At 51.0% G+C, this 14,101-nt stretch carries 10 protein-coding genes; 4 read left to right on the forward strand and 6 right to left on the reverse strand.

Annotated elements, in window-relative coordinates; all coding sequences use genetic code 11:
- Positions 1-154: 154 nt before the first annotated feature.
- The 3 genes from ldtD to D6029_RS12965 all read left to right on the forward strand — a co-directional run bounded on the left by ldtD (position 155) and on the right by D6029_RS12965 (position 3,455).
- Entirely contained in the window at positions 155-2,035 is a 1,881-nt protein-coding gene (ldtD, locus tag D6029_RS12955; RefSeq protein WP_120065145.1) for a L,D-transpeptidase, read from the forward strand.
- A 183-nt stretch (positions 2,036-2,218) separates the two neighbouring features.
- Positions 2,219-2,767: a peptidoglycan L,D-endopeptidase MepK gene (gene mepK / locus D6029_RS12960; protein WP_120065146.1), complete on the forward strand. Its 549-nt coding sequence runs from the start codon at positions 2,219-2,221 to the stop codon at positions 2,765-2,767.
- 40 nt (positions 2,768-2,807) lie between these two features.
- The gene (locus tag D6029_RS12965) at positions 2,808-3,455 is read left to right on the forward strand and encodes an MBL fold metallo-hydrolase (protein WP_120065147.1); all 648 of its coding nucleotides are present in this window, start codon (positions 2,808-2,810) and stop codon (positions 3,453-3,455) included.
- A gap of 58 nt (positions 3,456-3,513) precedes the next feature.
- Here D6029_RS12965 and D6029_RS12970 read toward each other — a convergent pair whose 3' ends face one another.
- The 4 genes from D6029_RS12970 to pncB form a co-directional block, all read right to left on the reverse strand.
- On the reverse strand, positions 3,514-4,704 hold the full coding sequence (locus D6029_RS12970; RefSeq protein ID WP_120065148.1) for an amino acid aminotransferase: 1,191 nt from the start codon (positions 4,702-4,704) through the stop codon (positions 3,514-3,516).
- Between the two features lie 188 nt (positions 4,705-4,892).
- Positions 4,893-6,086 (reverse strand): porin, encoded by a 1,194-nt coding sequence (locus D6029_RS12975; protein ID WP_120065149.1) that lies wholly within the window; start codon positions 6,084-6,086, stop codon positions 4,893-4,895.
- 596 nt (positions 6,087-6,682) lie between these two features.
- Positions 6,683-8,083 carry an asparagine--tRNA ligase gene (gene asnS / locus D6029_RS12980; RefSeq protein WP_120065150.1) on the reverse strand — a complete coding sequence of 467 codons (1,401 nt, stop codon included), beginning with the start codon at positions 8,081-8,083 and terminating at the stop codon, positions 6,683-6,685.
- Between the two features lie 196 nt (positions 8,084-8,279).
- Positions 8,280-9,482, reverse strand: a complete 1,203-nt coding sequence (gene pncB, locus D6029_RS12985) for a nicotinate phosphoribosyltransferase (RefSeq protein ID WP_120065211.1) — start codon at positions 9,480-9,482, stop codon at positions 8,280-8,282.
- Positions 9,483-9,749: 267 nt separating this feature from the next.
- Here pncB and pepN point away from each other — a divergent pair, with 267 nt between their 5' ends.
- A complete protein-coding gene (gene pepN, locus D6029_RS12990; protein ID WP_120065151.1) occupies positions 9,750-12,362 on the forward strand; it encodes an aminopeptidase N in 2,613 nt (870 codons plus the stop codon).
- Between the two features lie 167 nt (positions 12,363-12,529).
- Here pepN and ssuB read toward each other — a convergent pair whose 3' ends face one another.
- Both ssuB and ssuC read right to left on the reverse strand, forming a co-directional pair.
- On the reverse strand, positions 12,530-13,303 hold the full coding sequence (gene ssuB / locus D6029_RS12995; protein WP_120065152.1) for an aliphatic sulfonates ABC transporter ATP-binding protein: 774 nt from the start codon (positions 13,301-13,303) through the stop codon (positions 12,530-12,532).
- The gene (gene ssuC / locus D6029_RS13000; protein WP_120065153.1) at positions 13,300-14,091 is read right to left on the reverse strand and encodes an aliphatic sulfonate ABC transporter permease SsuC; all 792 of its coding nucleotides are present in this window, start codon (positions 14,089-14,091) and stop codon (positions 13,300-13,302) included. Before ssuC ends, ssuB begins: the two co-directional genes overlap by 4 nt.
- Positions 14,092-14,101: the final 10 nt, after the last annotated feature.

The following is a 14,101-nucleotide window of genomic DNA, read 5'->3' on the forward strand; positions in this document are numbered from 1 at the left end:
CGGGCTACGGCCCGCGTTTTCTTTGCTCGATTGTTCTTAATCTTTAATATTATTTACATTTATACGGGCAAATAATATTCGCTGTTTATATACTGAGTTTAAAGCCCAGCGCTAAAAGCTGGGTGATAGATGAGTATTAAACAGGGGGCAAAGGATGTTGCTAAATAAATTGCACGGTTTTCGACTGTCAGCGCTCGGTTACGGGCTGGCACTCAGTTTCGCTCCACTGTTTATGGCGCAGGCCGATGAGCCAGCGGTCGTTCCATCTGACAGCTCTGCGGTGAGCATTGAACCTGCGAGTTCATCTGACCAACCATTACCGCAATCACCGGCAACCGCCAGCATGGTGGGAGTGCTACCGCTTGATTCAACCGGAATGTCTGCCGCCCAAAGCCGCTCTCAACTGGTGGCGAATTTACCTGCGGGTTACACCCCGGTTTATCTGAATGCGTTATCGGCGTTTTACGCTGCCCGCGAAATGAAACCCATGTGGGAAAATCGCGAGGCGGTGAAAGCTTTCCAACAACAGCTCGCAGAATTAGCCATTGCCGGTATACAGCCTCAGTTTACGACTTGGGTTGAATTGCTGACCGACCCGTCTGTTACCGGTTTAAGCCGCGACATTGTGTTGTCTGATGCGATGATGGGTTATCTGCAATTCGTTTACGGGATCCCAACCGAAGGCAATCGCTGGTTGTACAGCACCAAGCCTTACAAGATGCAAACCCCGCCAATTTCCGTGATTAACCAATGGCAGGTGGCGGTTGATCAAGGGACGCTGGTGAGTTTTATTGAGACGCTAGCGCCTCAGCATCCACAATACGTAAAATTACATGAATCACTGGTGCATTTGCTGAGTGACTCCCGCCCATGGCCGCAATTGACCGGGAACGAAACCTTACGCCCAGGCCAGTGGAGCAATGATGTTCCCGCGCTGCGTGAAATTCTGGCGCGCACCGGTATGTTGCAAGCCGAACCGGCTATTCCATTACTTGAGCGCTCGGGCGCTTCTGACACCGCTGCGGCGGTTAGCCCGTCCGCCATCCAGGTAGAAGGCGAGCAGAACGTGCAACAAGTTCCAGATGCTGTTGCCGGGAAAAAAAAGAAATCCGCTCCTGCTGTGCGCAGCGCATACAGCAAAGAGCTGATTGAAGGCGTGAAACGTTTCCAGAAATGGCAGGGATTGGGGGTTGATGGCGCGATTGGCCAATTAACGCGAGACTGGTTGAATGTGACACCACAGCAGCGCGCATCGCTGGTGGCATTAAATATTCAACGCTTGCGTTTACTGCCGAAGAAACTGGATACCGGCATTATGGTTAATATCCCCAACTATTCACTCAGCTATTACCTGAACGGCAGTGAAGTGTTGGCTTCGCGTGTGATTGTTGGGCGTCCTGACCGTAAAACGCCAATGATGAGCAGTGCGCTCAATAACGTGGTGGTTAACCCGCCGTGGAATGTGCCGCCAACATTAGCGCGTAATGACATTCTGCCGAAAGTGCGTCAGGACCCAGGTTATTTAGACCGACACGGTTATAGCGTGTTGCGTGGCTGGAGTAACAATGCAGAGTCTATCGACCCGTGGCGTGTTGACTGGGAAACCATAACCGCCAGCAATTTGCCTTTCCGCTTTCAGCAAAAGCCGGGCACGCAGAACTCGTTAGGGCGTTATAAGTTTAATATGCCAAGCTCTGACGCGATTTATCTGCACGATACGCCAAACCACAACTTGTTCCAGAAAGACGCGCGTGCATTGAGTTCTGGTTGCGTGAGGGTCAATAAAGCGTCTGAACTGGCAAACATGTTGTTACAGGATGCGGGTTGGAACGATGCGAGAATTTCCAGCCAGCTTAAAGATGGCAGCACCAAATACGTGAACATCCGCCAGACCATCCCGGTTAACCTGTACTATCTGACCGCCTTTGTAGGCGAAGATGGACGCACACAGTATCGTACAGATATTTACAATTATGATCTCACCGCGCGATCGGGCGCACAAATCCTGCCTAAAGCTGAACTATTGATCCGGTAAATGCAGTAATTCTAATGAATTAGCGGTCGTAATAATTGCGTAACCCACTCGGGGCCTCTACAGGCCCCGGTTTTACTGGGTTTAGCACGCCTTGACTCGCATTGTTTTGGCAGTTAAGGTTCCCGGCAGTGCGCCTGAAGTGCATATTATTCGATCGTTTTTTACCTGTAGACCTGGATCATCATGGACAAATTTGACGCAAACCGCCGCAAGCTGCTGGCGTTGGGTGGCGTGGCTTTAGGTGCCGCTCTGCTCCCATCGCAAGCGTTTGCCACACTCTCAACACCGCGCCCGCGCATTCTGACTCTCAATAACCTGCACACCGGTGAGTCAATGAAGGCCGAATTTTTCGATGGTAAAGGCTATATTCAGGACGAATTAGCAAGGCTCAATCATTTTTTCCGTGACTATCGCGCGAATAAAATCAAATCCATCGACCCCAAATTATTTGATCAGCTCTATCGTTTGCAGGGCTTGTTGGGAACCAACAAACCGGTGCAATTGGTCTCGGGTTATCGCTCCCTGGATACTAACAATGAGTTGCGTGCCCACAGCCGGGGTGTAGCGAAAAAGAGCTATCACACCAAAGGTCAGGCGATGGATTTCCATATTGAAGGGATTTCGTTAAGCAATGTTCGCAAAGCAGCATTATCTATGCGCGCGGGTGGTGTAGGATACTACCCAAGCAGCAACTTTGTGCATATTGATACCGGGCCATTAAGGCATTGGTAAAACAACGGAATCCGGCGAGCGTTGCCGGTATTGGAGTGTCATGAACTATCACATTATCCCGGTCACCGCATTCGGCCAAAACTGTTCACTGATTTGGTGTGAAGAAACTCAGCAAGCCGCGTTGGTTGATCCTGGCGGTGAAGCCGAGAAAATCAAACAGCAAGTTGCAGCGAAAGGCGTGAAACTCACGCAAATTCTGCTTACCCATGGTCATCTTGACCACGTTGGTGCCGCAGCGGAATTAGCTGAGTTTTATGGTGTTCCTGTGGTCGGGCCGCAAAAAGAAGACGAATTCTGGTTGCAGGGCTTACCTGCACAAAGCCAGATGTTTGGCCTGGAAGAGTGTCTGCCGCTGACCCCTGACCGTTGGTTAAATGAAGGTGATAGCGTGTCGGTAGGGAATATCGCCTTACAGGTTCTGCATTGCCCAGGTCATACGCCGGGTCATGTCGTCTTCTTCGATGCGAAATCTCAGTTGCTGATTTCTGGTGATGTGATTTTCAAAGGCGGAGTAGGGCGCAGTGATTTCCCGCAGGGAAATCATGCCGCGTTAATTGACTCTATTAAGCGTAAGTTGTTGCCGTTGGGTGATGATGTGACGTTTATTCCAGGTCACGGCCCGCTTTCAACGCTCGGTTATGAACGACTGCACAACCCGTTCCTGCAAGACGAATTACCGGTCTGGTAAAGTCTGATTAAATAGAAAAGCCGCTTTAATTAGCGGCTTTTTTGTCTCTGCTATTTGCTTACAGCACAGCGACGATGGCTTCGCACAGTGGAGCCATATTGTCTGGCGTCATACCCGCTACGTTCACACGCCCGGATGCCACCGCATACACACCAAACTCTTCACGTAAACGCAGCACCTGCTCTTTAGTCAGGCCGCTGAACGAGAACATGCCGTTCTGGTTGATGATAAAGCTAAAGTCGCGGTTAGCGCCTTTCTCTTGCAGGGTATTCACGAACAGCTGGCGCATGCGATGAATACGCTGGCGCATGTCAGACAGTTCTTGTTCCCAGAGGGTACGCAATGCATCGTTGCTCAGAATGGTGGCGACAACAGAAGCACCGTGCGCAGGCGGGTTAGAGTAGTTGGCACGAATCACCGACTTCATCTGGCTGAATGCGCGATCAACGGTGTCGGCATCAGCAGCAACCAGGGTGCAGGCACCGACGCGCTCGTTGTACAGGCCAAAGTTCTTAGAGTAAGAGCTGGCAACAATCAGTTCCTGATGGCTTGCAGTAAAGATACGCAGTCCTTCAGCATCTTCTTCCAGACCGCGAGCAAAGCCCTGGTATGCGAAGTCAAACAGCGGCAACCAGCCTTTAGCCTGTGACATTTCTGCCAGCACTTTCCACTGTTCAGCCGTTGGGTCGATACCGGTTGGATTATGGCAGCAGCCGTGGAATAGCACCACGTCGCCCGCTTGTGCGGCTTGCAGGCTGTTGATCAGCCCATCGAAATTCAGAGAGTGATTTTGCGCGTCATAATAGTCATATTCGCAAACTTCCAGACCCGCTGAGTTAAATACGCTTTTGTGGTTCGGCCAGCTTGGATTGCTCACCCACACGCGTTGAGTCGTGGTGTTTTTAGCGAGGAAATCAGCGGCAACACGAAGTGCACCCGTGCCGCCCGGAGTTTGCGCTGTACGAGCACGTTTAGCCGCGCTCAGTGCGTTACCTTTCCCGAACAGCAATTCCTGGGTGCAATGACCAAATTCAGGAATACCGTCGATACCGAGGTAATTCTTGGTGTTTTCATTTTCCAGCAACCAGGCTTCGGCTTTTTTAACGCTGGTCAGAACCGGAGTTTTGCCCGTTTCGTCTTTATAGACACCAATGCCGAGGTTAATTTTAGTCGGACGGTCATCGGCGCGGAAAAGATCGGCCAAACCAAGAATGGGATCAGCAGGGGCTGCGGTAATGTTCTCAAACATGACGGGTTTCCATTTTGATATCGAGGGAGTAACGCACTCAGGTTAACTGCTGTTTTAGCAAATGCCAACCGTTTGCAACAAAAAGAAACAGGTGTCGTCACAAGTAATTTTTTTCACCTTTTCAGGCATAAAAAAACAGGGCCGAAGCCCTGTTTTTAAATCATCCTTGCAACAATGTTGCGGGATAATTAGAACTGGTAAACGATACCAACAGTGGTTTTGTCATCAGTGTCAAGACCAGCAGCTTTGCTGTAATCGTTGTTATCCAACAGATTGAACTGGTATGCAGCGTATACGTTCATATTTTTATTGAAGTAGTACCAGGTACCCACTTCTACGTATTTAACCAGATCTGCATCGCCACCGGTGAAGGTAGAACCATGAGCGGTACGGCCTTTCAGGTCTTTACCTTTAGACTGTACGTAACCAACGGATGGGCGCAGGCCGAAATCGAATTGGTACTGTACTACAGCTTCAAAGTTCTGAGTTTTGTTAGCGAAGTTGCTATCAGCTTCACGAGTCATGTTCTGAGTTTCAGCATACATAACTGCAGCATATACGTTGTTTGCATCGTATTTAGCAGCTGTTGACCATGCTTCTGCATGATCGCCGTCAGCGCTTGCCCAAGTATTGTTAGGGAAGGCAGGTGTGATGTTTGATGCTGGGTTGATTTGTGCATCGGTACGATCAGCGTTTTCATAACCCGCAGCTACACTGAAGCCTTCTGCAAAGTCATAAGTTACAGCAGTGCTGTAGCCTTCGCCGTTTGCTTTAGCTCCGTTACCGCCACGACCCAAGGTATCAATGGAACCGTTGTCGTTATAAGTAACAGTGATTGGGTTGTTACGTTCGTTTTTACCCTGGTATTGCAGAGCAAAGTTCAGACCGTCAACCAGACCGAAGAAGTTGCTGTTACGGTAAGTCAGAACGCCATTAGTACGACCATTCATGAAGTTGTCGGTAGCAGCCCAAGAATCGCCACCCCAAACAACGAACATATCGGTGTAAGCCGCTACGTCGTAGATTGCGCCATAGTTACGGCCGTAATCCAGGGAACCTGCATCACCAAATTTCATACCAGCAAATGCCAGACGAGTATTTTGGCTCTGAGCGCCTTCCGGGTTGGAAGCGGTCATGTTGTATTCCCACTGACCGTAACCAGTCATCTGGTCATTGATCTGGGTTTCACCCTTGAAGCCAATACGAGCATAGGTAGAGTCAGCGTTTGTGCTGTGACCGTTAGTCGTCCAGCCATGCTCACCTACAGCTTTACCGTAGAAGTCCAGTTTGTTGCCGTTTTTGTTGTAGATTTCTGCAGCGTTAGCTGCACCGGCTACCAGCAGAGCAGGGATTAACACTGCCAGAATATTGCGCTTCATCATTATTTATTACCCTCATTAGGTTTTTTTGTAACACCTGCCACTGCCGTCAATAATTCTATACGGAACTATTGATGAGAGTTTGGTGTCTTTCTGTATCTGTCAGGCATCTTTCCATCCATGAAACCGTTTCGCTAGCCTGAAAGTGCTACAAACATCGAGAGTGAGTTACAAAAAGAAAGTATGTGTAACTAAATATGTATTTTATGGAACTTTGTGAACTATCTCAAACTTCTTAGCCGCTTCGTATAAAAATCCAGCTTTCCTATCCTATATATATGAATTACTTATGTTTAATCTGCATAAAGAGAATTTTGGTGAATTCTTCGCTTACATTTGCACATTTCTTGAGTGTTTTTTGGATGTCCAGACATCTGTGTGATTTTTGGCCGAATGTGCTAAGTCAAACCTCAGAATGAGGATGCAAGGGGAAAGTAAGGTTATTTTGTGTTTGTCTATTTCGCAGACACACCTGGTAACGGGGAAGTGGTGAAATGGGGTTGAAATTGACGTTTGTTTAACTTTCGTTGAAGAAAAAAGACGAATTAATCACAGGTAGAAAAAAGGCCAGCAAAGCTGGCCTGAGTAAAAATCAAATCTTAGAAGCTTGCATTACGCGGTGTGCGTGGGAATGGAATCACGTCACGAACGTTCTGAACACCGGTTACGTAGGCAATCAGACGCTCAAAACCAAGACCGAAACCGGAGTGCGGAACGGTGCCGTAACGGCGCAGGTCGCGATACCACCAGTAGTCTTCTTTATTCAGTCCCATCTCGGCCATACGCGCATCAAGCACGTCCAGACGTTCTTCACGCTGGGAGCCACCGATGATTTCACCAATACCTGGTGCTAACACGTCCATTGCTGCAACGGTTTTCCCGTCTTCGTTAAGGCGCATATAGAAGGCCTTAATGTCTTTCGGGTAGTTTTTAACCACAACCGGCGCTTTGAAGTGTTGTTCAGCAAGGTAGCGTTCGTGTTCGGAAGAAAGGTCAACGCCCCAGTAAACTGGGTTTTCGAATTTCTGACCGCAATTCTCAAGAATTGTAACCGCGTCGGTGTAATCAACCTGCGCGAAGTCAGCGTCGATGAAGCGCTGTAAACGTTCCACTGCATCTTTGTCAACGCGCTCGGCGAAGAACTCCATGTCATCCATACGTTCATCAAGCACAGCTTTGAAGACGTACTTCAGCATGGCTTCAGCCAGGCCAGCAACGTCATCGAGATTAGCGAAAGCGACTTCTGGCTCCAGCATCCAGAACTCAGCCAGGTGGCGGCTGGTGTTGGAGTTTTCTGCGCGGAAAGTTGGACCAAAAGTATAAACTTTGGACAGCGCACAAGCGTAAGTTTCGCCGTTCAACTGGCCGGATACGGTCAGGAACGCTTCTTTACCGAAGAAGTCTTTGTCGAAATCGATTTTGCCTGCATCGGTACGCGGCAGGTTTTCCATGTCCAGGGTAGAAACGCGGAACATTTCGCCTGCGCCTTCGGTATCGGACGCGGTAATCAGCGGGGTAGAAACCCAGAAATAACCTTGTTCATGGAAGAAACGGTGCAGCGCCTGAGCCAAAGTGTGACGAACGCGAGCAACAGCGCCAATCATGTTAGTGCGTGGGCGCAGGTGAGCCACTTCACGCAGATACTCGATGCTGTGGCGTTTTGCGGCCATCGGATAAGTATCAGGATCATCAACCCAACCAGTCACTTCAACTTCAGTGGCCTGGATTTCAAAGCTCTGGCCTTGACCAAGAGACTCAACCACTTTACCAGTGACAACAACAGAGCAGCCGGTGGTCAGGCGCAGTACGTCATCATTGTAATTAGGCAGAGAATTATTAATGACGGCCTGTACAGGAGAGAAGCAGGAACCGTCATAAACGGCGAGGAAGGAGATACCAGCTTTTGAATCTCTACGAGTACGCACCCATCCGCGCACGGTGACTTCTTGGTCAACGGCTACACGGCCCTGGAGTACGTCGGCTACAGGCACAACGCTCATATTTTTCTCTCTATTCATTGGTCAATGACAAAAATAAATTACCCACAATACGGGGGTTATCTATGTTACCTGTCGCGAGCAATCAGACAAGTAGAAAAATCATCACAGAGCAAGAAATACAATAAAGAAGAGGGCGCGGGGGGATAAATAGGAAAACTCATGGGCTTAATGAATATCGCCCATGAGTTTATTTGAATCAGCTGGCTTTCTTAATCTGCGGCAAATCGAAGGCTTTACGCAGCGCACGGACAAACGCTTTGTCGTGGCAAATGGTTTTGCCCGGGCTGTCAGAAAGTTTGGCGACCGGCTTGCCGTTACACTCCACCAGCTTGATGACAATATTCAGCGGTTTGACCTGCGGAATATCGCAGCTCAGGCGCGTGCCAATACCAAAACTTAGATTAATGCGCGCGCAGAAATGGCGATAAAGTTCGATGGCTTTCGGCAAATCGAGGTTATCAGAAAACACCAGTACCTTGGTTTTGGGATCAATGCCGAGTTTCTGATAATGCGCGATAGCTTTTTCACCCCATTCAACCGGATCCCCGGAATCATGGCGCAAGCCCTGATATTGGCTGGCAAACGAGTGGTCAAAGTCGCGTAAGAAAGCATCCATCGTGATGCAATCGGTCAGCGCGATGCCGAGTTGAGAGGGATATTCGTCAAGCCAGGCTTGCAGAGCTGCGCGCTGGCTGTTCGCCAGAACCGGGCTGATTTGCTGATGCGCCTGGAACCATTCGTGCGCCTGCGTGCCCATTGGCGTTAAATGCAGGCGACGAGCCAAATCGTAGTTGCTGGTGCCGACAAACCAGGTTTCTTGTTGCAGGCGGCTGACTATCGCCTCCTGAACTTCACGCGAAAAACGGCGGCGAGTGCCAAAATCCATCAACCGGAAAGCGGAAAGATCGATATCAGCCGTCAGTTCTTTGAACTCAACCAGCTTACCTTCCAGATGCTCAAGGGCCATTTGCGCGGTCACGCCTGGCGAACGATGCTGATGCACCACTTCGCTGATCACCGCCAGCAATGGCACTTCCCACATAATCACTTCCAGCCATGAACCGGTCAGACGAATGTCCAGATGCCCATTGTTATTGCTGATGTGGACTTGAGTGGGGTCGTAGCGGAAGGTGCGCAGCCACGCGAGATAATCTGCTTCAAAAAATGGCAGACTTTCCAGGAAAGCGAACTCCTCATCGGTGAGCGTGAGGCGCTGCATGAAATCAACCTGTTCACGAATGGCATCGGCATAGACACCGAGCAGATCGTCACCGCGGCAACGAAACTCGGCGGCGACGCTCACGTCGTGATAACGGTGAAAAACCGCCTGCTGCATATGAAGCTTATAGGCGTCAGTATCCAGAAGCGTTTGCAAAATCGGGGAAGCGTGTCGTGTCATGGCGCGTTGCAGCATCCTCTCACAGGAGCGTTTCCATCAAGGGCTAAGCAGATAAAAGACGCAGGAGTATACCCTGATTATCTGTTTATTAAACCCGGATCACAACACACGGACACTTTCTGGTCGATGGCAATTCGTGCCGCTTGTTATATAAATGTAGCAATATTCGCCAGATGCCCAGAAAAGTTGATGATTCTGCGTGGCAACATTAGAGCAACAGGAATAGACTGAACCCCGAAAACTTACGGAAGATATATAAGGTTTTTTATGACACAACAGCCACAAGCCAAATATCGCCACGACTACCGTGCGCCAGATTACACGATTACCGATATCGATTTGACCTTTGACCTTGATGCCACAAAAACCCTGGTCACAGCGGTCAGTCAAATTACCCGCCAGGGCGCGGCATGTGCGCCACTGCGTCTTGATGGCGAAGACCTGACGCTGGTTTCAATTGCTGTGAATGGCTCCGCCTGGGAAGATTATCGCCAGGAAGAGGGCGCATTGATTATCGAATCACTGCCAGAAGCCTTCACGCTGACCATCGTTAACGAAATCAGCCCGGCAACCAACACCGCGCTGGAAGGACTTTATCTTTCAGGCGATGCGCTTTGCACTCAGTGCGAAGCTGAAGGTTTCCGTCATATTACCTGGTATCTCGACCGTCCAGATGTTCTGGCGCGCTTCACCACCAAAATCATTGCCGATAAATCCAAATATCCGTTCCTGTTATCTAACGGCAACCGCATTGCTGAAGGCGAACTGGAAAATGGCCGCCATTGGGTTCAGTGGCAAGATCCGTTCCCAAAACCCTCCTACCTGTTTGCGCTGGTGGCGGGTGATTTCGACGTCTTACGCGACTCGTTCAAAACGCGTTCTGGCCGCGATGTCGCGCTGGAATTGTTCGTCGATCGCGGCAATCTCGACCGCGCTGGCTGGGCGATGACGTCTTTAAAAGCGTCGATGAAATGGGATGAAACCCGTTTCGGCCTCGAATACGACCTCGACATTTATATGATTGTCGCCGTCGATTTCTTCAATATGGGCGCGATGGAGAACAAAGGACTTAACGTCTTTAACTCCAAATATGTGCTGGCCCGTGCGGAAACCGCGACGGATAAAGACTATCTCGATATCGAAGCCGTTATCGGCCACGAATATTTCCATAACTGGACCGGTAACCGCGTGACTTGTCGCGACTGGTTCCAGTTAAGCCTGAAAGAAGGGCTGACGGTTTTCCGCGACCAGGAGTTCAGTTCTGACCTCGGTTCTCGTGCGGTAAACCGCATCCAGAACGTGCGCACCATGCGTGCCGCGCAGTTCGCCGAAGATGCCAGCCCGATGGCGCACCCGATTCGCCCGGACAAAGTCATCGAAATGAACAACTTCTACACACTGACGGTGTATGAGAAGGGTTCAGAAGTGATTCGTATGCTGCACACTTTGCTGGGTGAAGAAAACTTCCAGAAAGGCATGTTGCTTTACTTTGAACGCCATGACGGCAGCGCGGCAACGTGCGATGACTTCGTGCAGGCGATGGAAGATGCGTCGAATGTTGACCTGTCTCACTTCCGCCGTTGGTACAGCCAGGCGGGGACGCCAGTGGTTACCGTGCGTGATGACTACGACCCGGAAAAAGAGCTGTATACGCTGACCATCAGCCAGCACACGCCGCCAACCGCCGAGCAGCAGGAAAAGCATCCGTTACATATTCCGTTCGACATCGAACTGTATGACAACGAAGGCAAAGTGATTCCGTTGCAGAAAAATGGTCATCCGATTCACCACGTGCTGAATGTGACTCAAAATGAGCAGACGTTTGTTTTTGATAACGTCTACTTCCAGCCAGTTCCGTCTTTGCTGCGTGAATTCTCAGCGCCAGTGAAACTGGAATATAAATGGAGCGATCAGCAACTGACCTTCCTGATGCGCCACGCGCGTAACGATTTCTCGCGTTGGGATGCGGCACAAAGTCTGCTGGCGACCTACATCAAACTGAACGTTAACCGTAGCCAGCAGGGCCAGCCTTTGTCGTTGCCGCTGCACGTTGCTGATGCGTTCCGTGCGATTTTGCTCGATGAGAAAATCGACCCGGCGCTGGCGGCAGAAATTCTGACACTGCCATCGCAGAACGAAATCGCCGAACTGTTCCAGAAAATCGATCCACAAGCGATTGCTGCGGTACATGAAGCATTGACCCGCACGCTGGCGAACGAACTGGCTGATGAACTGCTCGCGGTTTACAACGCCAATAAACTGGATGCTTATCGTGTTGAGCATGCGGATATCGGCAAACGTGCTCTGCGTAACACTTGCCTGCGTTACCTGGCCTTTGGCGAGCAACAGCTTGCTGAACAACTGGTGCGTAATCAGTATCAAAGCGCTGATAACATGACCGATTCTATCGCAGCCTTGTCTGCTTCTGTTGCCGCGCAATTGCCGTGCCGCACCGAGCTGTTGGCCGCGTTTGATGAGAAATGGCATCAGGATGGTTTGGTGATGGACAAATGGTTTGTGCTGCAAGCGACCAGCCCGGCGGCGGACACACTCAGCAAAGTACGTGAGTTGCTGAACCATCGCTCGTTCAGCATGGGCAACCCGAACCGTGTTCGCTCGCTGATTGGTGCGTTTGCCTCAGCTAACCCGGCTGCGTTCCATGCGCTTGATGGCAGCGGTTATCAGTTTATGGTGGAAATGCTCAGCGAGCTGAACCACCGTAACCCGCAGGTGGCGTCCCGTCTGATTGAGCCGTTGATTCGCCTGAAACGTTATGATGAAAAACGTCAGGACATGATGCGTGCAGCGCTGGAACAGCTGAAAGGGCTGGAGAATTTGTCGGGCGATTTGTTCGAGAAGATTTCTAAAGCACTGGCGTAAAAACCACCCTCACCCTAACCCTCTCCCTGAGGGAGAGGGGATTATCCGGTGTTCTCCTGCTCCTGAGGGAGAGGGGGTTATACGATTTTCTCCTGCGCCGGGGGGAGAGGGGATTACCCGATTTTCTCCCTCTCCTGGGGGAGAGGGCCGGGGTGAGGGCGATACATCTAACCGGTGCGCACCACGCGCTCCGGTTCTTCAATAACCTGCCGTTTCATCACACGCTCAAGCACCTGCGCTTCCAGTTCAGCCAGCCGGACAGAGCCGAGCTTACGTGGGCGAGGCAAATCCACCGTCAAATCAAGGCCAATTTTCCCTTCTTCAATCAACAACACGCGATCCGCCATCGCAACAGCTTCGCTCACATCGTGCGTCACCAGCAGAACCGTAAAACCATGTTCCTGCCACAAAGAGACAATCAGTTCCTGCATCTCAATACGCGTCAACGCATCCAGCGCGCCCAACGGTTCATCGAGCAATAACAGACGTGGGCGATGAATCAACGCTCGCGCCAGCGCGACACGTTGTTTCTGGCCGCCGGACAGGGCAGCCGGCCATTCAGTCGCTCGATTTGCCAGACCCACCGCTTCCAGCGCATGAGTTGCCGCCTCTTTCCAGTTGCCTTTCAGCCCCAGACCAACATTGTTAATCACCGATTTCCACGGCAACAAACGCGCATCCTGGAACATCAAACGGGTTTCATCCTGGCTATCACGCAATGGGGCATTGCCCGCAATCAGTGAACCGCCATTTGGGTTTTCCAGCCCGGCCAATAGACGTAGTAGAGTACTTTTGCCGCCGCCGCTGCGTCCAACTACCGCCACAAATTGCCCGGCGGGAATGTGTAACTCCAGCTCATCAAGAATGGTTTTATCGCCGTAGCGTTTAGTCACGCTGTTAAGGAGTAGGGGAATCCCCTGATTTAAACGAGCGGTATTCATGCGGTTTCCTCCTGTAACTGATAAGCCGGGTGCCAGCGCAACCAGACTCGTTCGAGCAATTGCGCGGCGATGTCCGCCAGCTTGCCGAGCAGGGCGTAAAGAATAATGGCGACGACGACCACATCGGTTTGCAGGAACTCGCGGGCATTCATTGCCAGATAGCCAATTCCTGAGTTGGCGGAAATTGTTTCAGCGACAATTAAGGTCAGCCACATCAGGCCCAGGGCGAAACGAATACCGACCATAATCGAAGGCAGCGCGCCGGGCAGAATCACCTGGGCGAACAGGCTAAAGCCCGACAGCCCATAACTGCGAGCCATCTCCAGCAAACCCTGGTCGATATTACGAATGCCGTGCCAGGTATTGATGTAAATCGGGAACAGCGTGCCGAGGGCGACCAGGAAAATTTTTGCGGACTCGTCAATGCCAAACCACAAAATCACCAGCGGGATCAGCGCCAGGTGCGGGACGTTACGCAGCATCTGAATCGAACTGTCCAGCAAACGTTCCCCCCAACGCGACAGGCCGCTAATCAGCCCCAACACTAATCCCAGAGAGCCACCAATACTGAAACCGATCACCGCACGCCACGAACTTATCGCCAGGTGTTGCCACAATTCGCCGCTTGCGGAAAGACTCCAGAATGCGACCACCACTCCTTCCGGAGAAGGAAGGATGCGGCTGGAGAGCCAGCCCGCACTCGATGAGATTTGCCAAATCGCGATAATGGCGACGGGCAGCGCCCACGGAGCCAGTCTCAACAATAGTTTGTGCGTTGAAGGGGTCATTGGCGGCTCC

This window comes from Buttiauxella izardii (genome assembly GCF_003601925.1).
In the GTDB taxonomy this organism is placed as follows: Bacteria; Pseudomonadota; Gammaproteobacteria; order Enterobacterales; family Enterobacteriaceae; genus Buttiauxella; species Buttiauxella izardii.

What these genes read in the sequence shown, in the direction of transcription:
- ldtD (WP_120065145.1), top strand. Translation starts at nt 155, where the DNA reads ATGTTGCTAAATAAATTGCACGGTTTTCGACTGTCAGCGCTCGGTTAC.
- mepK (WP_120065146.1), top strand. Translation starts at nt 2,219, where the DNA reads ATGGACAAATTTGACGCAAACCGCCGCAAGCTGCTGGCGTTGGGTGGC.
- D6029_RS12965 (WP_120065147.1), top strand. Translation starts at nt 2,808, where the DNA reads ATGAACTATCACATTATCCCGGTCACCGCATTCGGCCAAAACTGTTCA.
- D6029_RS12970 (WP_120065148.1), bottom strand. Translation starts at nt 4,704, where the DNA reads ATGTTTGAGAACATTACCGCAGCCCCTGCTGATCCCATTCTTGGTTTG.
- D6029_RS12975 (WP_120065149.1), bottom strand. Translation starts at nt 6,086, where the DNA reads ATGATGAAGCGCAATATTCTGGCAGTGTTAATCCCTGCTCTGCTGGTA.
- asnS (WP_120065150.1), bottom strand. Translation starts at nt 8,083, where the DNA reads ATGAGCGTTGTGCCTGTAGCCGACGTACTCCAGGGCCGTGTAGCCGTT.
- pncB (WP_120065211.1), bottom strand. Translation starts at nt 9,482, where the DNA reads ATGACACGACACGCTTCCCCGATTTTGCAAACGCTTCTGGATACTGAC.
- pepN (WP_120065151.1), top strand. Translation starts at nt 9,750, where the DNA reads ATGACACAACAGCCACAAGCCAAATATCGCCACGACTACCGTGCGCCA.
- ssuB (WP_120065152.1), bottom strand. Translation starts at nt 13,303, where the DNA reads ATGAATACCGCTCGTTTAAATCAGGGGATTCCCCTACTCCTTAACAGC.
- ssuC (WP_120065153.1), bottom strand. Translation starts at nt 14,091, where the DNA reads ATGACCCCTTCAACGCACAAACTATTGTTGAGACTGGCTCCGTGGGCG.